Source organism: Aerosakkonema funiforme FACHB-1375, assembly GCF_014696265.1.
Taxonomy (GTDB): domain Bacteria; phylum Cyanobacteriota; class Cyanobacteriia; order Cyanobacteriales; family Aerosakkonemataceae; genus Aerosakkonema; species Aerosakkonema funiforme_A.
Genome location: NZ_JACJPW010000135.1, coordinates 1 through 19832 on the forward strand (window position 1 = coordinate 1; position 19832 = coordinate 19832).

Below are 19832 nucleotides of genomic sequence, written 5' to 3' on the forward strand. Positions count from 1 at the left end.
ATCTTTTACCCGTAGGTTCATCCGGTATTAGCAGCGGTTTCCCTCTGTTATCCCCGACCTGAAGCTAGATTCTCACGCGTTACTCACCCGTCCGCCACTAGGGTATTTCTACCCCCGTTCGACTTGCATGTGTTAAGCATACCGCCAGCGTTCATCCTGAGCCAGGATCAAACTCTCCGTTTTGTTCTGTTCCTATTTTCAATTCTTCAAAATAGGAAGAGTTTTTGAAGCGTTTGAATGACTCCAGAAGCTTTTTTCTAAAGCTTTTTGAGCTTTAGTTTCTCGCTTCCGGAACTTTTTTGTTTAAGTTGTTTCCTTGACGAGGTTTTAGTGTTATTCTGGCTTTCAAACTATTAATTTTTTCTAGGTTCGGTGCGTTTCGAGCCGCCGCTTTCGCTGCGTTTCTCTCGCCGCTTTATTAATGTAACAAGCCTGCCAAGAAGTGTCAAGCGGTTTGGCAAATTTTTTTTTTGATGGCTCAAACGGTCTCACCAGGCAGCTTTTCGGCCAAAATGATGGAGTTAGTCAAAGCGCAGCAGGAAAAAATTTGTGAATTTTCAGTCGGTCATTGCCACACTCAGTCAGTTTTGGAGCGATCGCGGTTGCCTGATCGCCCAGCCCTATGACATAGAGAAAGGTGCAGGCACTAAAAATCCTCATACCTTTCTGAGAGCGATCGGCCCCGAACCTTGGGCAGTTGCATACGTGGAACCCTGTCGCCGTCCGGGAGATGGACGCTATGGCGAAAATCCGAATCGCTTTCAGCACTACTATCAGTACCAAGTCCTGATCAAACCTTCACCGGATAACATCCAAGAGATATATCTGGATTCTTTGAGGGCGCTGGGTATCCGTCCCGAAGATCGGGATATTCGGTTTGTGGAAGATAATTGGGTGCGATTCGTTTAACCTAAAGTAAGCTGAAAAGCTTGCGGGACGGTTAGCCCAACCGATAAGGTTGGTGACAGCTGATTACACTTCTAGGTGCGGGGTACCTCCCCTAGTCCTGGCTCTCAAGTGCAGAGGGAAAAGCGTATCCCCTATTTTGATGAGTAGCAACCATCAGGGTAAAGCGGGGATAAAAGGCAGAAATACTGATAGCCGAATTCGGTAACTGTCGAGCAAGAATCCATGCGTAGCGAAAGCGAAGATGTGTCAGAACCATCGTTAATTCCATATGGTCTAACGGCTGAATAAGACCAAGCCAAAAGGCAAGGATAGGGCATAAGCGGTTCCACGTTCCGACTTATAAGCACTGCCCAGAAACCCGGTGGACAGCATCACGCTAAAGATTCAACTGAGTGTAATTGGAACGAAGTAACTCTCTTAAACCTCTGGTAAGGTCGATTATCAGTAAGTAGCTAACGAACGGCGTAAGAGAGAAGGATTGTATCAGAAGCGAACGCCTTGCTGTAATGGCAAGGATATGCAGACGGATACACGATAACTCCACAGGATAAGACCAAGTAGCAATGAATACGTCTAATACACAGAACAATCTGATGGTGGAATGGCAAGACCTCAACTGGCGAAAGCTAGAACGAGTAACTTTCAAGTTGCAAAAGAGAATATTCCAAGCGAGTGAACGTGGTGATGTTAAAGCAGTTCGCAAACTCCAAAAGACCTTGATTAGGTCTTGGTCTGCAAGGTGTATTGCGGTTAGACGAGTCACTCAGGACAACCAATGCAAGAATACGGCTGGTGTGGATGGTGCGAAAACACTGTCCCCAAAGCAACGTATCGTCTTAACAAAGAACCTGAGAATCACTGGTAAATCCAAACCAGCCCGTAGGGTAATGATTGCCAAACCAGGGACAGACGAGAAACGACCGTTAGGAATACCGACAATACATGACCGGGCATTGCAAGCGCTACTAAAACTAGCGCTAGAGCCGGAATGGGAGGCTAAATTCGAGCCAAATAGCTACGGCTTTAGACCAGGACGTTCGTGCCACGATGCGATTGAAGCAATTTTTAGTAGTATCAAAACTAAGGCCAAATACGTGCTTGACGCTGATATTGCTAAATGCTTTGACCGTATAAACCATGAAGCGTTACTGAAAAAGATCGACACATTCCCGACGATGAGACGGCAGTTACGTGCATGGCTCAAAGCCGGGGTAGTTGACCAAGGAGAGTTATTCCCTACCAATGAAGGTACACCACAAGGCGGGGTTATTTCACCGCTATTGGCTAATATTGCCCTACATGGTATGGAAGAACGGGTTAAGCAATACGCGGAAACGCTAAAAGGGGATAAAGGGAAAGAGCGCAACCGTACATCCCTAAGCCTAATTCGATACGCAGATGACTTCGTGATAATACACGAGGATATCAATGTCGTAAAAACTTGCCAGAAAGTAATTGCAGATTGGTTGAGTGATATCGGACTGGAATTAAAACCAAGCAAAACCAAATTAACTCACACCTACAAGGAACTTGAAGGTAATGTAGGGTTTGATTTTCTGGGATTCCACATTCAACAGTACAAAGTAGGAAACTACCGATGTGCCAAGAGTACAAACGGAAAATTGCTAGGTTTTAAAACAATAATCACCCCCTCCAAAGCCAAAGTCAAAAATCATCTGGACAAAATTGCCGAGGTAATAGATAATCACAAAACCGCCTCACAAGCTGCTTTAATAAGCAAGCTGAGTCCTATAATTAGGGGCTGGTCAAACTATTACTCGACAGTGGTCAGCAAAGAAATTTTCTCAAAATTGGATATGCTGACTTATGAGAAATTAAGGGCTTGGGCTAAGAGAAGGGGGAAAGGTAACATCAACAAGGATAAATACTGGAGAACAGTAGGCAACCGAAGATGGTGTTTTAGCACCGAGGATGGACTGGAACTAGCCCAACACAAGGCAACGCCTATTATAAGGCACGTCAATGTGAAAGGTAGAGCAAGTCCATACAACGGGGACTGGACTTACTGGAGCAAGCGACGTGGAAAATACCCCGGAACCCCTAATAGAGTTTCAAAATTACTCAACAGGCAAAAGGGTAAATGTTCTCACTGTGGTCTGTACTTCACGAGTACAGACATTGTAGAAGTTGACCATGAAATACCAAAATCGTTAGGCGGAAAGGACGCCTACGGTAATCTCAGGCTTCTACATAAACATTGTCACGACATAAAAACGGCCAATGATGGTTCCCTCAAAAAGAACCATGATGAAACGTTTTGAATCGTATCCATAACAGGGATGGAGTTGTTGAGGAGCCGGATGAGGTGAAAGTCTCATGTCCGGTTCTGAAGGAGAGGTAGAAGTGGTGACGCTTCTATCGACTCTAACGAGGATGCAGCCGTAGGAGCCTGGGGTGTAGGTTGGGAAGTCTGGCTAGATGGTATGGAAATAACCCAATTTACCTACTTCCAGCAGTGTGGTGGCATTGATTGTCGTCCGGTGTCAATCGAAATCACCTACGGGCTGGAGCGATTGGCGATGTATCTTCAGGAAACGGATGCGATCGCCAAAATTAAGTGGACAGATAATGTCACCTACGGAGATGTTCACCTCCAGGGTGAGATAGAGCAGTGTGTCTATAACTTTGAAGCGTCCAATTCAGATATGCTCTTTACCCTGTTTAACCTCTACCAGCAGGAAGCAGAGCAATTAATTCAGCGAGGGCTTGTTTTACCGAGCCTTGACTACGTTTTGAAATGTTCTCATACTTTTAACCTGTTGGACGCCAGAGGAGTCATTTCTGTAACCGAGCGGACTCGCTATATTGGTAAAATTCGCAATATGGCACGGCAAGTAGCGCAGCTTTACTTGCAACAACGGGAAAAACTTGGTTTTCCACTGCTAAAATCCCAACAGACTGGGCAGCAGTCGCCAGTTCAACTGGTATCTTAATGAAGGGTATTGGGTGCAGGGAAAAATTCCCAATCTGTAATACCCAAATCCCGAACTTCGATCGCATAAGTAAACCCAAGAACTGAGTATTGTCTGGAAAAAGTGAGTAATCTGAGCCAACTTCTCGAACCAATTGCTGATGTATTCAGAAAGATGGGACTTCCCGATCCTATAATTCATTGGGGGCATCCCCTGATGATGGCGATTGTCATCTTCGTGATGGGTAGCTTTGTAGGATGGGCTGGATGGCGCGGACGTTTGGTTAGCGATACAGATACCGCAAATAAAAGTCGATCTGACCATCGTAAAGTGGCACCCTGGATGTTTCTGTTTTTGGCAGCAGGATACACTGGTGGGGTCTTGTCCTTGGTGATGCAGCACGAAGCAATACTAGATAGCCCTCATTTTTGGACAGGATCTGTAGTATTGTTACTGCTGGGTATCAACGCCGCGATCGCTCTAACCCGCTTTGGCAACGATAAAGCATCGTTCCGCACGGTTCATGCCTATTTGGGTAGTACAGCACTTTGTTTGTTGTTCGTTCATGCTGTGCTGGGGTTGAAGCTGGGTTTGTCAATCTAGAAACGAACCTTCAATAATGAGAGCAGCCACAAGCGGAGTTATTCTTTGTCTGGCCTATATTCTTGGCCTATTATTTACGGCTTTTCCTCCTTGGGGGGGTTACGCCGTACTCGCTTTAGGCATAGGAGCGGCAGCACTGGTGCCCCGTTTGTGGCGTAAAGGCCCTAAGTCCTGGTTATGGGTGGCAGCAGGTGTTGTCGGATTGCTGGCAAGTCTGTATTTCCAGACAAAAGTGCCAAAACCAGCAACTAATGATATTAGTTTGCAAGAAAAAGCTCTCGAACAAGTAGTCACGGTGCGGGGCAAAATAGAGGATATGCCCCGCCTCACCCGCAGTCAAAGGGTACAATTTTGGTTAAATGTGACGCAACTCGATGAAATTGTCGGTAGCGATCGCCCTGTGGAGGTAGGCAAAGAGGTTACAGGCAAATTGTATGTGACCGTACCCTTACTTCAAGGCACAGGTTTATATCCTGGAGAAACGATCGCAGTTACAGGTATTTTATACAAACCCGAATCCGCCACCAATCCGGGCAGCTTTGATTTTAAAGCTTATTTAGCTCAACAAGGTGCTTTTGCAGGTCTCAAAGGACGTCAGGTAAACCTAATTAACGAACAAGCAAGTTCTCAATGGGGATGGTGGACGATCAGACAAAGAATTATTCGCTCCCAGACACATTGGTTGGGCATTCCTGAAGGGCCATTAGTCAGTGCAATGGTTCTGGGAAGTCAAACAGTAAACTTATATTTATCTCCCGAAATTAGAGACCAATTTGCTAGGGTTGGGTTAGCTCACGCTTTAGCAGCATCTGGCTTTCAAGTATCGCTTATTTTAGGTATTGTTTTAGCTCTGACAAGACGTTTACCACTAAGAGTGCAATTTGTTTCTGGTATTGCATCTCTTTTGTTTTTTATAGGTTTGGCAGGGGTACAAGCGCCTGTCCTACGAGCGGTTGTAATGGGAGTAGGCGCTTTAATTGCTTTAGTAATGAAGCGAAAAATTAGGCAATTTAGTTCTTTTTTAATAGCGGCAACTATATTGCTGCTATTTAATCCTTTGTGGATTTGGGATTTGAGTTTTCAACTGAGTTTTCTGGCAACTTTGGGATTGTTAGTAACAGCGCCAGTAATAATCCAATGGCTGGACTGGATACCGCCCCTATTCGCTTCTGTAATATCTATCCCAATGGCTGCTTCGTTATGGACTTTACCGTTACAATTATACGCTTTTAAAGTAATTTCTCCCTACAGTCTTCCGGTTAATATAACGACGACAATATTAGTCACAATTATCAGTATTGGTGGATTTATCAGTGCAATAGCAGCATTGATTTGGCCGTTGGCAGGAAGCGCTTTAGCTTGGACGCTGTATTACCCTACTCACTGGTTGATTGCGCTAGTAGAATATTTTTGCCAGTTACCGGGAAATTCTGTAGCAGTTGGAGCTATATCTATATTGCAATTGATAGCGCTTTACGGAATAATTTGTTTAGTTTGGCTTCTACGTTGGTGGCATCGCCGTTGGTGGTTGGCTGCAATTGTGGCGATCGCTCTCGTTGCTATCCCTATTTGGCAAGAGTCCACTACTTTGTTTCAGGTGACTGTGTTGGCGACAGGTAGGGAACCTGTAATGGTGATTCAAGACCGAGGGAAAGTTGCATTAATTAATAGTGGAGATAGTAATGCAGCGCGGTTTGCTGTAATACCTTTTTTGCAACAGGAAGGTATTAATAAAATAGATTGGGCGATCGCTACAACTACCCAGCAGGCAACGAGCAGAGGATGGTCAATAATCCAGGAACGTCTACCTATTGCCAATTTCTACGGTAATACTTCCTCAAAAGTTGACTCTAGCAGTCAACTTTCTTTAAATCCAGTCCAATTCGGTCAGGCAACTTACCAACCTTTGACAAGCGATCGCACTTTGCAGATCGGCTCGACAACAATTAAATTAATTGATGCGGAGTTTCCTATATTGCAATTCCAGATCAAAGAACAAAGCTGGATATTACTGGGAGATATTCAGCCAGATCAGCAAAAACTTTTGGCAAAGAAAAGAGAATTGTCCAAGAATTTGGTGCTTTGGTGGTCTGGACAGCGTTTAACGCCGGAACTGCTGAAAGTACTACAACCAGGAGTTGCGATCGCTTCTTCTAGCGCGATCGATCCGGAAACTGCCACTTACTTGCAAAAAGCGAAAACTCAGGTCTACAATCCCAGCCGTAGTGGGGCCATCCAATTAACTGCCGACGGCCAATTTGAGACAACACTCGAATTAACAGAAGATCGAGCTTCTTTGCTGTGAAGGGCTGGCAAGTTATCGCGAAAAGCGCTATGATATATCATGCGCCTGTTGGAGAGGTGGCAGAGCGGTTGAATGCGGCGCACTCGAAATGCGCTTTGGCGGCAACGTCAACGTGGGTTCAAATCCCACCCTCTCCGTTGAAAAATGCAGAAGAGTGTGGCTGAACGGATGTACCTGGCTAATTAATTGTCATATGTGACAAATTACTCCTTTGCCAATGAAAGAATACCTAAGCTGAGAAGGGCGAAGCATTCTGTGAGAAAGCGGATCTGTAAAGCCATATAGTATTGTCGGAATGCTTCGCCCATACATAATCTTGTGGCCGGAACTGAGTAAGTCGTTGTGCCAAATTGTTGTCATCAAATAAGCGCTAGCAAATTATTTTCATCTAAATCTCTAAGAAAAGTACCAGATTTACGGCTAATTTTTGAGAATGTGGGTGGGTTAAAAAGCTAACGTTGTAAGGCTTTCGGACAAAATTTTTACCCCCTTCTGGTTTATGAAAAAATATTATTATTTTGGTTTTTTTTATTTTAGTAGAGCAGAAAATTTTGGTAAAATAGAAAATTTACAATTTTCTATTACCTGGTCTAGAAATACTCGTACCCTGACCCAAAAAAAATTTGAAACGTTGACTGTAAACAGATTACCGTGTGCGAGTACATCCCTAATTGCTAAATGCCAATCAGAACAGGCGTGTGATACCAATATAGTTGGTAAACAATAAAAACTAGCTGTATTGCCATTAGCGCTTTCTGGAATTCATGAATCGATCGCCCAAAAACACAGTCAATCGCACTAGAGATCCTGTCCCTTCGTGGCTGAAGTCCTCTAAGACTATTGAACCGAGTGTAGAACGTATTCTAACCTGGTTCGAGGTGTTAGGCTATACTGTTTTGTTGCAATCAGATATTGTTTCTGGACGACATCAGGCAATTTTGCGAAGTTATTGCAACGGCATCCTGAGCGATCGCTTTTGTCAAGCAATGCAGCGAATCAACCCGGATGTCTCACCTCAGGAGATAGAAAATCTCCTTTATGAATTAACAGCAAATCGTTCCATACCGATAATGCAACAAAACCGTCAATGGCATCTGCAATTATTGGATGGTATAAAAATCAACTCTTCAGGAACCGATCGCAGTAAACCGATAACCTTGCAATTGTTAGATTTTTCCAATCTCCTGAACAACGATTGGTTAGCGATCTACTCTTTTCCTGTAATTGAAGGAGACTATCAGCATTGCCTGGATCTGGTTGTCTTTATTAATGGATTACCACTAGCAGTATTTCATGGTGTTCATACAGGTGAAAAATCATGGTCACTGCGAGCAGCTTGTTTACAACTTCAAGAGTATCAAGCTCACCTACCCAAATTTTTTTCGTTCAATGAGTTGCTGGTGCTTTCCAATGGAACGCAATCTCGTATTGGTACACTCACCAGCCAATGGAAACAGTTTATTCCCATTCGATCAGTTAACGGAGAAGATATTCCTTTCTCAGGACATGGTGAAATAGAAACCTTAATAGGAGGTATTTTCGATAAGCGTCGTTTTTTTGAAATTATGCAGCATTTTCTTGTATTTCGACAAAGCCGGACAAAGTTAACCAAGAAATTACGTTCTCATTCATTTTGTACAATTAATATTCCCAAGTCAAAGAATTTTACTAGCTTAACCTGCGATGCAGGACGAATTTGTCACTTTTCTAAACATCATTGAGGAGGAAATCAAATGACAACTGTTATCTTTTATGAAAAACCAGGCTGTATCAACAACAAAAAGCAAAAAGCATTGTTGTCAGCGGCAGGACATATCGTTGAAGCTTATAATTTGTTGACTCAATCCTGGACTGTTGAAACACTAAGGCCATTTTTTGGGAATTTGCCAGTTACAGAATGGTTTAATTACACTGCACCTTCAATTAAATCAGGGAAGATTGTTCCCGCGCTATTGGATGCAGAAACTGCCTTAAATTTGATGCTCGAAGACCCTCTATTGATTCGTCGTCCCCTCATACAAGTTGGCGAGCGCCGGGAAGTTGGCTTTGACAGTAATAAAATTGCAGCCTGGATTGGGTTAGAAGCAATAGATAAGTCTTACCAGGTTGTTCGAGATAACTTAATCCAGCAAGATTTACAAACTTGTCCCAACAGCAATCAGCCACATCCTACCCCTTGTAAAGTTGTTGAATAAAATCTCACCAAATTAATCGAGTTTAATACTTTTGAGCGAGTTACTTATGAAAACGTTCATTCTTCCTCCCGACGATCTGGCTCCCATTTGCACATCTGTAGATCGAGACTTACTGTCACAACTTCAGGAAGCTGTGAGCAACCATTTTTATGCAGGTTGCGATCGCATTACGCAAACACTCTTGACTCAATGCCAGTGGTCACTGACAACAAACCAAGACGTGCCAACACTGAAGATTTTCTGTCCTGATGCTGAAACCTACTGGGACATTGTTGGCAATATGGAAAACATCAGCGAATATTTGTCTCGCGTGACCCAAAGCAGCAGAATAGAGGTTATTCCTGGAGACAAGAAAAACATCTACTTTGAAGTCGAAACTGGTGCATAAGCCAGAAATAAGTCAAATCGATTTGTATTGTATTGAGAGGTTCATATCATGGTTACTTCCACAACAAAACTGGTTGGATTCGCTACTCAACTGCGCGATCTAATTGAATATGGAGACTCAGGAGTACGCCGCCAGATCGTTACTAAAGACGAAAAACGCCAAGCAATCTTAGTCTGCTTAAAAGCAGGAACTGTTTTAAACAGCCATACTTCGTCCCATGATGGATTTATTACCGTCATTGAAGGACAAGGAGTTTTCACATTGGAAGGACAAGAAATCGCGCTAGAGCCGGGTGTGTTTGTTGCCATGCCTGCCAACGCGGTTCATTCCGTGAATGCGATCGCTAATTTAGCCTTCTTAAAAATAGTCGATCGCCATGACGATTGTCAGGAACATCCTTAATCTACAAGTGATTATCAAAGCATCGGCGGAAAACTTGGGACTGACAGCAGGGAAACAAGTGTACGCAGTAATCAAGTCATCAGATGTGATGATCGCCGTCGATTAGACCGTTCGATCGCTTTGAACGCAACGAGTAAGTCATCAAATGTCCTGCCAATTGGCCATAATTACAAAGCTTTTAAAACAAGGGTTTCAGCAATTTATATTATGGCTGATTTGGCGGACATCATATCAAACCCGCAAGGAGGAGCCGAAGCCTACATCTGAGACAGTCGAAACCAATGATTTCTAAGTCGATCCCACTGGGGTCAAAGTAAACTATTCATAATGTCTCTGTTGTAGATGTGTGTATGTCAATGCGGAATATGTCGGCGTTTGCTTGGGGTGCTTTGGTCGGAGTTCTTGGTGGGCTAATCGGTTTGGGTGGTGCAGAGTTCCGCTTACCGATTTTACTGAGCGTATTTAACTATCACACCCTACAAGCGATCGTTATTAATCTCATCGTGAGCCTTGTAACAGTAATATTCTCGTTTATTTTTCGGAATCACGTTATTGGTCTTGAGAATGTTGCAGCAAATTGGGTAGCGATCGTCAATATTCTGGCAGGCTCTCTCATCGGTTCTTATGTTGGAGTTCACTATGCAACCCGAATTAACGAACGAGCGTTAAATCGAGTTATCGTAGTTTTTCTAATTTTTATAAGCTTTGTATTGATAGGGCATAATCTCATCTTCAGTTTGGGAAGTTTGCAACTGCCAAGTCTATTGAAAATCAGCATAGCGTTTGCAGCGGGAATTGTGATTGGCATATTCAGCAGTATGCTAGGTGTAGCAGGCGGTGAGTTGATTATTCCAACAATTATTCTGGTATTTGCAGTTGACATTAAATTGGCGGGTAGTTTGAGCCTTGCGATTAGCATTCCCACAATTGTGATGGGTCTATTCAAATACAAAAGTCAGCAACGGCTAAAGGGAGTTGAATCAGAACAAAAATTTATTGTTTCAATGGCTTCAGGCTCAATTCTGGGTGCATTTATTGGGAGTAATTTGTTGAGGTATGTATCAAGCTCTCTGCTGTACCTAATACTGGGGACAATTTTGTTATTGTCAGCGTTGAAATTAACAAAGCATAAGCCAGCGGCATAATATATAGCAAAAGTCAAAAGTCAAAAGCTTGCTGTGAATTGGTTATAGGGTTTTAGGATGCCCTAACCGCACTCGCGGTTGCTATAGCTAGGGGCTATGGCATCCGGAAGACGAAAAATGGTTATTTTCAAAGAGGATAGAGAGTTTTGCAGAGTTGTTTATCTGGGGTTTAATCAACCATTAAGATTAGACGGAGAGGATCGAACCGCGCATACCAAGGAAACGGATGATTCTTGATTGCTTCCCACTTCTCTTTGAAAATTTCTGCCTGTACGTGGTAATCCTGCGCGTTTTCAGGTGCAGCATTTAACTTGAGGAAAAGTGTCATGCGGTGTGGTGTTTCACTGGTTGAAGCTAACCAGCACGGAAACGTATTATTCAAATTTGAATCAGCATTAGGCATAAGACTAATTTGATGGGCACGAATACCCACATCTGCCAGGTCATCGGGAATAGCTTCCACGACTTGTAAGGTAACGCCCCAATCGATCGCTTCGATCTTATCCACTCCCAGAGCAGTAGCACGAGAAAAGTTTTTGCATCCCGTCAGTTGTGCAACGCGAATAGTACGAGGATGTTCAAAAATCTGATGTTTGGCATCAAAAGCGATCGGTTTGCCACCTGACATCACCATCAATTTTTCACAGACCCGATAGGCTTCCTCTAAATTATGCGTTACAAACAACGTCACACCAGAATAGGTAGACAAAGTTTCGATCAATTGACGCTCGACTTGACTGCGAAGATAAGTATCCAGCGCCGAAAATGGTTCGTCGAGTAATAAAGCTTCCGGTTCGGTTGCTAGCGCCCTTGCTAAGGCAACTCTTTGTTGCTGTCCGCCCGAAAGTTGATGGGGATAGCGATCGCCTAATCCCTGTAATTGCAGTAAAGCAAGGTGTTGATTTACTCGTTGCGATCGCAATCGTTTTGGTAAACGCTGCAAGCCAAAGGCAATATTTTGGGCAACGGTCATATGAGGAAACAAGGCATAGTTTTGAAACACCAAACTGACTTTGCGCTGATGACTGGGGACATCGATCCGCTTTTCCGAATCAAACAAAGTCTGACCGTTCAAGACAATTCGTCCTTCGGTCGGTGTTTCTACTCCAGCAATACAGCGAAGAGTCATGCTCTTGCCAGAGCCAGATCCACCCAGTAGCCCTAATGTTTCTTCCTGAGCCGTAAAGGTAGTTTTGAGTGTAAAGTTGGCAAGCTGTTTCTCAATATCAACTAACAATCCTTCCTCAAACTGGTGTAACTGGGGTCGAGCCAGTGGCACGATTTGGGCAAGTTCAGTCTTTCTATGTCTGCCATTAACAGGTTCATTGGCTTCAACTACTCCAAACTTCCCTTGAATCTTGCGCTCGTATTGCTTCTGCCACAAGTTTACTGCCACGATCCCCGATAGCGAGATCGTCATAATTGCGATTACCCACAGCCAAGCTTCATTAATAGCCCCTGCTTCCACCGCAAAGTAAATTGCCATTGGAATAGTTTGAGTTTGACCGGGAATATTTCCGGCTAACATCAACGTTGCGCCAAATTCTCCTAACGCTCGTGCAAATCCCAGCATTGTTCCCGCCAGAATACCGGGGACGGAAAGCGGCAGCAACACCCGCCAGAAAATGCGTGCTTTTGATGCGCCCAGTGTTTGGGCAACTTGCAGCAAACTGCGATCGACCTGCTCAAATGCCCCTAATGCGGTTTTGTACATCAAGGGAAAACCCACAACTGTCGCCGTAATAACTGCCGCGTACCAGCTAAAGACGACTGTAAAATCAAACTGAGCCGTTAAGTGACCCAGCGGCCCGTTTTTGCCAAACAACAACAGCAATATAAAGCCCACAACAGTAGGCGGCAGAATCAACGGCGAAACAAAAATGCCCTCAATGACTGACTTCCAGCGTCCTCGATAACCCAACATCCAGTAGGCAGCTGCAATCCCTGTAAAGAATATGGCAATGGTTGCAAGCCCTGCGGTTTTCAGCGAAATCCATAACGGGGAAAGATCGGCAGTCATAACAACGAGGTATATCAATAAAAAGTGTGAGGAGGGAATGATGTAGCTAGCTTCATTTGAAACTTGCAATTTCTTTGAGCCAACTATGATTCAATAGGTCAGTTTCTATCGAGCAATGCCGAAGCCGTATTGCCTAAATACAGCTTGAGCTTGTCCGCTCGTTAAGAATTGAGCGTAGGTACGAGCGGCTTGCTGATTGCGACTGGCTGTAATTACTGCCATTGGATAAACGATCGCAGAGTGCAAGTTACTGGGAGCAGTTGCTACTTGTTTGACCTGGTTAGAAATTTTGGCATCAGTGGCATAAACAATTCCGGCATCTGCGTTACCACTTTCTACACTTCCTAAAACATTCCGAACTGAGTTGCCGTAAACGAGCTTGGGTTGCACTTGTGCTAAAATTCCTAGATTTTTAAACACTTCTTCCGCATATTGCCCAGCCGGGACGCTACGTGGCTCTCCAACGGAAATCTTTTTGATGTTTGAGTCGGTTAACTGTCGGAAGTTTGTCAGCTGTAATGTCGAGTTGCTGGGTACTACTAGAACTAAGCTGTTGGTTAGTAAGTTGCGACGAGTATCGGTTACAATCAAATTTTTCTGCTGCAAGGTATCCATTTGTTTATTTGCCGCAGAAATGAATAGGTCGATCGGTGCGCCCTGCTCGATTTGCTGTTGAAGTGGCCCAGAGGCGGCAAAATTGTAGTTGACTGTAATGCCTCGATTGGCAGATTCAAAGAGGGGATCGAGTTGTTGCAGGGCATTTTGCAAACTAGCTGCGGCTCCAATTAGAAGTGTGGTAGACTGCGCTTTGGCTGGAACGGGTATGAGTACCTTGAAGCCGATCGCTAGCAGGAGAGTTGCTAGAAATCCGCTCAGAAAGGCGAGAATGCGTCTTCGTTTCATAAGACTTGAGTTGGCAGGGTAGCGTTGCTATGGTTAGATCGGGGAAATCGAACATCGATTTACCGCTGGAATATATAACCATCGGGCTATCATACCAACTTTATACCAACCTATTTGGTATCAAAAAATGCCAAGAAAAGAGCAAGGGTGGATTACCTTCCAATCCTCAGATGAAGAACGGCGAATTCTGGAACAGATGAGCCAGCAGACCCAGCGCACTAAAACAGAAATCTTGCGAGAAATGATTCGGCAGATGGGGAAAACTCTTTCCTCTGCCCCGTTTGATGTCAACGCGATCGATTTTTCCGAGGATTTAGAGGAAGAAGCAGAAGAAGCGATACCTTCGGTGAGCGTCGCGAACGAGTCAATCAATACAGCAACGTTACAGTCTGTACAAATCAGTGCCCGCAACCTCTTGACAGCAAAAGTGAAACGAATTGTCAAAGGGAGCGTGAATGTGGAAGTTACCCTGGAGATCGCACCGGGAGTAGAGCTAGTATCGATTGTTACTCGTACATCGGCGGACAAGCTGGGGTTAAAGAAGGGAAAAGAAGTCTTCGCGGTGATTAAATCGAGCAGTGTGATGATTGCAGCAGGAGGGAGTTAAAAGTCACTCATTCAAAATTCCTCTTCCCTCTCCCTTGCTTTTTCATTTATATATTTTGGCAGCTAAGGCGATCGCTCTCGGTAAAATCCGATGTTCCTGCACCTGTATTCTCGCGTGCAGCGTTTCCGAAGTATCATTTGGCAGTATCGGTACGGCAGCTTGCATCAAAATTGGGCCGCTATCCACTTCCGGGACAACTAGGTGAACCGTACAACCAGTAATTTTTACACCAGTAGCGAGAGCTTGTTCGATAGCGCGGACACCCCGAAAACTGGGTAACAAGCTGGGATGAATGTTAATCAACCGATTCGGAAAAGCATCAATTAATACCGGGGTAACAATTCGCATCCAACCTGCCATAATGACCCACTCAACGCCGAATTGTTGGAAAGTCTCCACAATTTTGGCATCCAAATCTTCTCGCTTTTGATAATCTCGGTGATTGAGGAGGAGAGAAGGAACACCCCAACGTTCTGCTCTGGCGACGACTTTGGCGTCAGGATTATTGTAAATCAATACTTGTGTTTTGGCATTGAGTTCTCCAGATGCGATCGCTTCTGCAACTGCCTCAAAGTTACTACCATTCCCAGAAGCCATGATACCCAATTTTAAAGGTACGGCTGGGATTGAGCGATCGAGCGGAACATCGGGCGAAATGAGACTGGGGGTAGAATCAACTGATATGGGATTGGCAGTCATGGCAACTGGGAGGAAACTTTGCTGAGGCCAAAAGTATATGGTAAATCTTGGTTGGACAATGATGCGATCGCGGCCTGGATTTTTTTAGCTCCGGCACTGATTTTACTCGGTGTGTTTGTCTTGTGGCCGATCGCCTACCTGTTTTACTTAAGCTTTACAGCAGGTAACTTTACTCAAGCCGGTACTCGCTGGGTGGGATTGCGGAACTACTGGCGCTTAATCGTGACCCCAGATTTTTGGCAAGTTGTGGCTAACACAGCTTATTTTACAATTGCCACAGTCATTCCCAGCTTAGTTATTCCTTTGGGATTGGCAGTATTGTTGAATCGCGCCTTAAAATGGCGGGGTATACTGCGAACTGCTTATTTCATCCCCTCCATTACCTCTCTAGTTGCAGTTGGATTGGGATTTCGCTGGCTCTTTCAAACTGATGGGTCAGTTAATGCGTTTCTGAATGCGATCGGCATTCAACCAATTCCCTGGCTGATTAGCACAACTTGGGCAATGCCTGTATTGATTTTATTAAGTACCTGGAAACAGATCGGTTTCAATATGGTAGTGTTTTTAGCGGGACTGCAAGTAATTCCACAACAACTTTACGAAGCAGCCGAGTTAGATGGCGCGAATTCCTGGCAACAATTTTGGCATATTACTCTACCGAGTTTGCGATCGACTTTAGTATTTGCTACTGTCACTACAGCAATTTTTACGCTGCGAAGTTTCGAGCAAGTTTATGTGATTACTGGAGGCGGGCCTTTAAATTCTACTAACTTGTTGGTTTACTATATTTACGACCAAGCATTTGGCCAATTTGATTTTGGTTATGCAGCCGCAGCAGCCACAGTTTTGCTAGCAGTAACGCTGTTGTTGGTTTATCTACAATTGCGTAGTTGGGGTGAGCAAAAATGAGGAAATTTATCTAATTTGTAACTTTCGGATTGCTGGTAAAATACAGGTGCGTTACACCACATTAACGCACCCTACCAACTAAATACTTTTCGGCTGAAAGTTTCGCAAGCGCAGTGCGTTAGTTACAACAGAAACAGAACTGAAAGCCATCGCTGCGCCTGCAATAATTGGATTGAGTAACCAACCAAAGAAGGGGAACAGAATACCAGCTGCGATCGGAATTCCGGCGACATTGTAAATAAAGGCAAAGAAGAGATTTTGACGAATATTTTGCATGGTGGCGCGACTGAGTTGAATAGCTGTGACAATCGCTTGTAAATCTCCAGAAATTAGCGTGATATCGCTGGCTGCGATCGCTACATCTGTACCGGTACCGATCGCAATGCCTACATCCGCTTGCGCTAGCGCAGGTGCGTCGTTAATTCCATCTCCGACCATTGCGACAACGGATTTACGATTTTGTTTCCTTGCCAGGATTTTACGTGAGAATAGGGATTTTGAATTAGAAATTTTGTGACTGTTTTCCGCTTGAAGAGATTGGATAACAGTTGCTTTTCGATCGGGACGTACTTCGGCAAAGACGCGATCGATCCCTAAATCATGTGCGATCGCTTCAGCTGTTTTTCGATTATCTCCTGTCAGCATAACTACTTGTAAACCTAGCTTTTGCAGCGCTTTTATAGCATTAGCCGAAGAAACTTTGAGAGTATCGGCAATACCTATTAATCCTTGCACTTCTCCATCTACTGCTATCCAAACAACTGTTTTGCCATCTGCTTCCCACTGCGCTTGGTAATTTTGCAATGGCACGTCAAAATTTACAGTATCGATCGTCAGTTCTTGCAGCCACCGCTGTGTACCGATTTGTACAAGTCTTCCAGAAACAATACTTTGCACACCACTCCCAGCAATTGCTTGAAATTTTTCAGCTTCTGGTAGCGGAAAATCAACGCCTTGAGCTTTGGCGTAATTAACAATTGCTTCTGCCAAAGGATGTTCTGAATAACGTTCTACAGCAGCTGCTAATCGCAAAAGTTTGATTTCGTTGCTGTGAGCAGTTCCTAAAACCGTTACGTAGTTTGTTACGGTTGGTTTTCCTTCTGTGAGAGTACCAGTTTTATCGAATACAATGGTTTCGATTTTATGGACGAGTTCCAGACTATCTGCACCTTTAATTAAAATGCCGTTTTCTGCACCTTTACCGGTGCCTACCATCACGGAAGTGGGTGTAGCTAAACCCAACGCGCAAGGACAAGCAATAATTAAGACGCCGACAGCAGTCATTAAAGCTAGTGTCAAGTTACCTATGAGACTAAACCAGATAATGAAGGTTGCGATCGCAATGGCAATTACAGTCGGCACAAACCATCCTGTGATGCGATCGGCTAATCTTTGAATGGGTGCTTTAGAACCTTGAGCTTGTTGTACTAATTTGACAATTTGAGCCAAAACAGTATCTTTTCCTACTCGCGATGCACGGAATTTAAAACTACCAGTTTTATTTATTGTCGCTCCAATTACTTCATCCCCCGAATGTTTGCTCACAGGCAAACTTTCTCCTGTCACCATTGCTTCGTCTACCGTTGAGCTACCTTCAATTACTTCTCCATCAACGGGAATTTTTTCGCCAGGACGAACTACAATTATCTCACCAACTGTAACTTCAGCAATGGGAACATCTACTTCTTCTCCTGCGCGAATCACGCGAGCAGTTTTTGCTTGCAAACCCATCAGTTTGCGAATAGCTTCTGATGTTTGTCCCCTGGCGCGATTTTCCAAAAATCGTCCTAACAAAATTAAAGTAATAATAATAGCCGTACTCTCGTAATAAACATCAGGTTGTAAGGCAGGTTCTTCTGTTTCCACAAATAACTGCGGCCAAACAGTCGCAACCAAAGAATGTAAATATGCTGCACCTGTACCGAGAGCAATCAGAGTATTCATATCCGCGATGCGCCGTTTTACTGATTTCCAAGCTCCTTTGAAAAACGATTGACCGCACCATAATAGCACTGGCGTTGTTAACACTAATTGCACCCAAGCATTGTGCAAAAACATCGGTATGAATGGTATATGTAAGCCGGTCATTGCTGGGAGTGAACCGACAATTAGTATAATGCTGATGATTGCCCCTACTATCACTTTACGTTGCAATATTTGCTGTTCTTTTTGACGGGATGTTTTTTCGCGATCGTCCTCACCAGTTCCCAGTTCTTGCAGCGGTTGTGCTGTATATCCTGCGTCGGCGACAGCCTGTTGAATATTTTCTAAACTTGTGCGCTGCGGATGATACTTAACAGTAGCCTGTTCCATCCCGAAGTTAACGTTACAGTCCATAACTCCCGGTACAGATTTGATGGCTTGCTCAATGTTAGACGCACAAGCAGCACAGCCCATCCCTTCTAATCGTAGATACTCTGTTTTCATCCTTTACCACCTTTTTTGTTAGAGGAAGTTTTATTAAATATTTTTTATGCGGAGCTATACCCAGCCTTAACATATATTTAATAAAAATACCAAAGCGATCGTCTGACTGACAAGGTTAGTTTTTATTTTCATCGTAGGTTATGTGGCTAGTATTTCTAAGGGATATCGATCTAGACAATAACCTTATTTTGTTTTTTATTTTATTCTTTTTTCAAACGAATCAAAAGTTAAAAATTTAATAATATACTTAATATTTATATTATAAATTTTTAACTTTTAATTAATTTAGGCGACTGGATAACCTGCTTGAACGATCGCGTGTTTAATGTCTGTCTCAGGGTGCTGTGTTTGAATGCTAACTATCTTAGATTTGGGATCGGCTTGTACCTGAGCATTTGGATCGACTTTTTGGACTGCTTTGGTAATCTTGTCTGCACAAACAGAACAAGCCATAGAAGGAACTGTCAATTCTAGTGCCATAAAATTCTCCTTTGTTTGTGAAAATCAAATAGATACGATCGCCCTTACCTCGTTCGTTTGCTTGAAATTTTATCTGCCAATTCCACCCATGCCAAAGCGACGATTGGTAGAATTGCTTGTACCGGCGGGATAATTGCGATGTCTCATCATGGTTGTATTACCAAACCAGGTTTGCAACCAAGCTTGCATTTGATGAATTTCGTTACGTTGAGCAGTCCGAATTTCTTGTGCGAGTGTCTTCACCTCGTTGTGTTGTGCTAGATTACCCACTAAAAGACGTTGCGACATCATAATGGCACCCATATGGTGCATCCGCATATCTTCTAGGAACGCTCGATCTAAAGCGTCTCCTTTGAGATTCGTTAGATCTCGCATCATCGCCATATATTGTACTTCAGCTTTCTGAGATGGATACCATCGATTCAGCCATGCCTGCATTTTTTCGATTTCGTCACTTTGAACGCGGATAATATCGTCAGCAAATTTTCTCATTTCAGGGCGATTTGTCCCCGCTTTGAGAAGCTTGGCTGTAGCAATCGCTTCTTCGTGATGAGGAATCATTTTGGTGAGGTAATCAAACTCATTTTGCACCTGCATCGACGACATCATACCCATGCCTGTCGGTGCTAAACCTGTGGTTTGCATCCGGCAATTCATCATATCTCTAGGCAATGGGGAATTTGCACCTTTTATTGGCAATGCTACAGTTCCCGATGTGAAGTAGCTACTAGCTAATGTTGTGGTAACACCAGCACCACTGCTTACAAGAGCGATTAATAATCTTTTTTTGAGTGACATAACTTTACCGAAATTAATGGGTCTAAAGCCTCCCCCTTCCAGGGGGACTTTTCTTGATTCGTGCTAGAATAATTTATGTCAGGCACAACAACGTAAAATGCTGGTATTT

The 19832-nt window shown here is 43.8% G+C and carries 15 protein-coding genes, 1 tRNA gene, 1 rRNA gene and 4 pseudogenes; 14 read left to right on the plus strand and 7 right to left on the minus strand.

Features of this window, described 5'->3' with window-relative positions:
- Positions 1-183 (minus strand): 16S ribosomal RNA (locus H6G03_RS32415); the annotation flags it as partial.
- 366 nt (positions 184-549) lie between these two features.
- On the opposite strand from H6G03_RS32415, the pseudogene H6G03_RS32420 reads away from it, so the two are divergent.
- The 12 genes and pseudogenes from H6G03_RS32420 to H6G03_RS32475 form a co-directional block, all read left to right on the plus strand.
- A pseudogene (locus H6G03_RS32420) lies at positions 550-894 on the plus strand (glycine--tRNA ligase subunit alpha); the annotation flags it as partial.
- A 578-nt stretch (positions 895-1472) separates the two neighbouring features.
- Positions 1473-3271: pseudogene (gene ltrA / locus H6G03_RS32425) on the plus strand (group II intron reverse transcriptase/maturase).
- 19 nt (positions 3272-3290) lie between these two features.
- Positions 3291-3863, plus strand: a pseudogene (locus H6G03_RS32430) (glycine--tRNA ligase subunit alpha); the annotation flags it as partial.
- Positions 3864-3965: 102 nt separating this feature from the next.
- Positions 3966-4445 carry a DUF4079 domain-containing protein gene (locus H6G03_RS32435; RefSeq protein ID WP_190474180.1) on the plus strand — a complete coding sequence of 160 codons (480 nt, stop codon included), beginning with the start codon at positions 3966-3968 and terminating at the stop codon, positions 4443-4445.
- Between the two features lie 16 nt (positions 4446-4461).
- Complete coding sequence (locus H6G03_RS32440; RefSeq protein WP_190474181.1) at positions 4462-6750, plus strand: ComEC/Rec2 family competence protein; 2289 nt, start codon at positions 4462-4464, stop codon at positions 6748-6750.
- Positions 6751-6800: 50 nt separating this feature from the next.
- Positions 6801-6887: transfer RNA gene (locus H6G03_RS32445), tRNA-Ser, on the plus strand.
- 627 nt (positions 6888-7514) lie between these two features.
- Complete coding sequence (locus tag H6G03_RS32450) at positions 7515-8471, plus strand: type I restriction endonuclease (protein WP_199315593.1); 957 nt, start codon at positions 7515-7517, stop codon at positions 8469-8471.
- 12 nt (positions 8472-8483) lie between these two features.
- Positions 8484-8945: an ArsC/Spx/MgsR family protein gene (locus H6G03_RS32455; RefSeq protein ID WP_190474184.1), complete on the plus strand. Its 462-nt coding sequence runs from the start codon at positions 8484-8486 to the stop codon at positions 8943-8945.
- A 46-nt stretch (positions 8946-8991) separates the two neighbouring features.
- Positions 8992-9333 (plus strand): hypothetical protein, encoded by a 342-nt coding sequence (locus tag H6G03_RS32460; RefSeq protein ID WP_190474185.1) that lies wholly within the window; start codon positions 8992-8994, stop codon positions 9331-9333.
- 48 nt (positions 9334-9381) lie between these two features.
- Positions 9382-9735 (plus strand): cupin domain-containing protein, encoded by a 354-nt coding sequence (locus H6G03_RS32465; RefSeq protein ID WP_190474187.1) that lies wholly within the window; start codon positions 9382-9384, stop codon positions 9733-9735.
- Positions 9736-9745: 10 nt separating this feature from the next.
- Positions 9746-9841 (plus strand): annotated as a pseudogene (locus H6G03_RS32470) (TOBE domain-containing protein); the annotation flags it as partial.
- Between the two features lie 250 nt (positions 9842-10091).
- Entirely contained in the window at positions 10092-10880 is a 789-nt protein-coding gene (locus H6G03_RS32475; RefSeq protein WP_190474204.1) for a sulfite exporter TauE/SafE family protein, read from the plus strand.
- 169 nt (positions 10881-11049) lie between these two features.
- Here H6G03_RS32475 and modB read toward each other — a convergent pair whose 3' ends face one another.
- Together modB and modA are read right to left on the minus strand one after the other, a co-directional pair.
- Positions 11050-12900 carry a molybdate ABC transporter permease subunit gene (modB, locus tag H6G03_RS32480; RefSeq protein WP_190474190.1) on the minus strand — a complete coding sequence of 617 codons (1851 nt, stop codon included), beginning with the start codon at positions 12898-12900 and terminating at the stop codon, positions 11050-11052.
- A gap of 105 nt (positions 12901-13005) precedes the next feature.
- Complete coding sequence (gene modA, locus H6G03_RS32485) at positions 13006-13803, minus strand: molybdate ABC transporter substrate-binding protein (RefSeq protein ID WP_190474192.1); 798 nt, start codon at positions 13801-13803, stop codon at positions 13006-13008.
- A gap of 127 nt (positions 13804-13930) precedes the next feature.
- Here modA and H6G03_RS39055 point away from each other — a divergent pair, with 127 nt between their 5' ends.
- Positions 13931-14410, plus strand: a complete 480-nt coding sequence (locus H6G03_RS39055; protein WP_190474195.1) for a TOBE domain-containing protein — start codon at positions 13931-13933, stop codon at positions 14408-14410.
- A gap of 42 nt (positions 14411-14452) precedes the next feature.
- Here H6G03_RS39055 and purN read toward each other — a convergent pair whose 3' ends face one another.
- On the minus strand, positions 14453-15109 hold the full coding sequence (gene purN / locus H6G03_RS32495; RefSeq protein WP_190474197.1) for a phosphoribosylglycinamide formyltransferase: 657 nt from the start codon (positions 15107-15109) through the stop codon (positions 14453-14455).
- Positions 15110-15127: 18 nt separating this feature from the next.
- Here purN and H6G03_RS32500 point away from each other — a divergent pair, with 18 nt between their 5' ends.
- Complete coding sequence (locus tag H6G03_RS32500) at positions 15128-16018, plus strand: carbohydrate ABC transporter permease (protein WP_242056786.1); 891 nt, start codon at positions 15128-15130, stop codon at positions 16016-16018.
- 78 nt (positions 16019-16096) lie between these two features.
- Here the strand turns inward: H6G03_RS32500 and H6G03_RS32505 are convergent, their stop codons facing one another.
- The 3 genes from H6G03_RS32505 to H6G03_RS32515 all read right to left on the minus strand — a co-directional run bounded on the left by H6G03_RS32505 (position 16097) and on the right by H6G03_RS32515 (position 19723).
- Positions 16097-18445 (minus strand): heavy metal translocating P-type ATPase, encoded by a 2349-nt coding sequence (locus H6G03_RS32505; protein WP_190474198.1) that lies wholly within the window; start codon positions 18443-18445, stop codon positions 16097-16099.
- Between the two features lie 285 nt (positions 18446-18730).
- Positions 18731-18925 carry a heavy-metal-associated domain-containing protein gene (locus H6G03_RS32510; RefSeq protein WP_190474200.1) on the minus strand — a complete coding sequence of 65 codons (195 nt, stop codon included), beginning with the start codon at positions 18923-18925 and terminating at the stop codon, positions 18731-18733.
- 69 nt (positions 18926-18994) lie between these two features.
- The gene (locus H6G03_RS32515; protein ID WP_242060514.1) at positions 18995-19723 is read right to left on the minus strand and encodes a DUF305 domain-containing protein; all 729 of its coding nucleotides are present in this window, start codon (positions 19721-19723) and stop codon (positions 18995-18997) included.
- Positions 19724-19832: the final 109 nt, after the last annotated feature.

What these genes read in the sequence shown, in the direction of transcription:
- H6G03_RS39055 (WP_190474195.1), top strand. Translation starts at nt 13,931, where the DNA reads ATGCCAAGAAAAGAGCAAGGGTGGATTACCTTCCAATCCTCAGATGAA.
- H6G03_RS32475 (WP_190474204.1), top strand. Translation starts at nt 10,092, where the DNA reads ATGCGGAATATGTCGGCGTTTGCTTGGGGTGCTTTGGTCGGAGTTCTT.
- H6G03_RS32440 (WP_190474181.1), top strand. Translation starts at nt 4,462, where the DNA reads ATGAGAGCAGCCACAAGCGGAGTTATTCTTTGTCTGGCCTATATTCTT.
- purN (WP_190474197.1), bottom strand. Translation starts at nt 15,109, where the DNA reads ATGACTGCCAATCCCATATCAGTTGATTCTACCCCCAGTCTCATTTCG.
- H6G03_RS32515 (WP_242060514.1), bottom strand. Translation starts at nt 19,723, where the DNA reads ATGTCACTCAAAAAAAGATTATTAATCGCTCTTGTAAGCAGTGGTGCT.
- H6G03_RS32455 (WP_190474184.1), top strand. Translation starts at nt 8,484, where the DNA reads ATGACAACTGTTATCTTTTATGAAAAACCAGGCTGTATCAACAACAAA.
- H6G03_RS32505 (WP_190474198.1), bottom strand. Translation starts at nt 18,445, where the DNA reads ATGAAAACAGAGTATCTACGATTAGAAGGGATGGGCTGTGCTGCTTGT.
- H6G03_RS32510 (WP_190474200.1), bottom strand. Translation starts at nt 18,925, where the DNA reads ATGGCACTAGAATTGACAGTTCCTTCTATGGCTTGTTCTGTTTGTGCA.
- H6G03_RS32450 (WP_199315593.1), top strand. Translation starts at nt 7,515, where the DNA reads ATGAATCGATCGCCCAAAAACACAGTCAATCGCACTAGAGATCCTGTC.
- modB (WP_190474190.1), bottom strand. Translation starts at nt 12,900, where the DNA reads ATGACTGCCGATCTTTCCCCGTTATGGATTTCGCTGAAAACCGCAGGG.
- modA (WP_190474192.1), bottom strand. Translation starts at nt 13,803, where the DNA reads ATGAAACGAAGACGCATTCTCGCCTTTCTGAGCGGATTTCTAGCAACT.
- H6G03_RS32460 (WP_190474185.1), top strand. Translation starts at nt 8,992, where the DNA reads ATGAAAACGTTCATTCTTCCTCCCGACGATCTGGCTCCCATTTGCACA.
- H6G03_RS32465 (WP_190474187.1), top strand. Translation starts at nt 9,382, where the DNA reads ATGGTTACTTCCACAACAAAACTGGTTGGATTCGCTACTCAACTGCGC.